Source organism: Pseudomonas sp. BAV 4579 (assembly GCF_009765395.1).
Classification (GTDB): Bacteria; Pseudomonadota; Gammaproteobacteria; order Pseudomonadales; family Pseudomonadaceae; genus Chryseomonas; species Chryseomonas aestiva.
The window spans coordinates 1-853 of the sequence record NZ_WHOV01000032.1 but is presented as its reverse complement, the minus strand read 5'-3'; the positions used below and the strand labels follow the sequence as shown (position 1 = coordinate 853).

Genomic DNA, 853 nt, shown 5'->3' with positions numbered 1-853 from the left:
GCCAGCAAATGGCGTGACAGCACCTCGCCGATCCCGCCAATGCTCTGCAGCAAGGCCCGATCACGCTTGAGATCATCATGCCGATCGATGTGGTCGTCGATGTCCTGACGAACCCGCGCCGCCTCCTGTTGCAGGGCCTTTACCAGGTTGTCGATGGACGCCAGGACGCTCAGGTTGCCACTGACCACGGCCTTTTCGCGACGATTGAGTTCGCGCTGCAGATCCTCTTGCAGCGCTTCATGGCGAGCGATCAACGCCTTGAGTTCGCGGACTTCGCGGCGCTCTGGCATCCAGGGGCGCACGGGCTGGGTGGCGCCATAGCGTGCCAGGACCAGGCTGTCCTGCTTGTCGGTCTTGCCCTGCACGCCCAGGCTACGGGCGTATTCGCGTACCCGCGCAGGATTGAGGACGAAGACCTGGACGCCACGATCATGGAGATAGAGCGCCAACGACTCGTGATAGACCCCGGTGGCCTCGAGAAAGACCTGCAACTGCTCCGGTGTCTCCCCCGTCTGGGCGCAACACCAGTCGATCAGGTCGGCAAATCCTGCGGGCCGATTGGCGAAGACCTTGGTTTTCACTTTCAGGCTGCAGACGTCACGCAGCCATAGACAGTCGAATTTCTGCTTGCTGATGTCGATACCGATGATCGCCATTTCTCGCTCCTTGCCTTGTGCATACAGCCTCACTCCCGAGGAGGGGCTTGGATACCATTCAGGATGTAGAGAAAGGGGGCCGGCAGGCACACTCTACGAAACAGCATCGAGTGCTCAGGTTGGGTAGGTACTTAACCGGCCCCGGGTAATGAGGTAGCTAATCCCATTACCCAGGAGAGATACAAGGTTGGGTTGAG

General features: G+C 59.8%; 1 protein-coding gene. It reads right to left on the bottom strand.

The window, feature by feature from the left end; all coding sequences use genetic code 11:
* Positions 1 to 656: transposase (locus GSQ95_RS08980; protein ID WP_158973779.1), on the bottom strand; the 656-nt coding region annotated here is incomplete at its 3' end.
* Positions 657 to 853 lie beyond the last annotated feature (197 nt).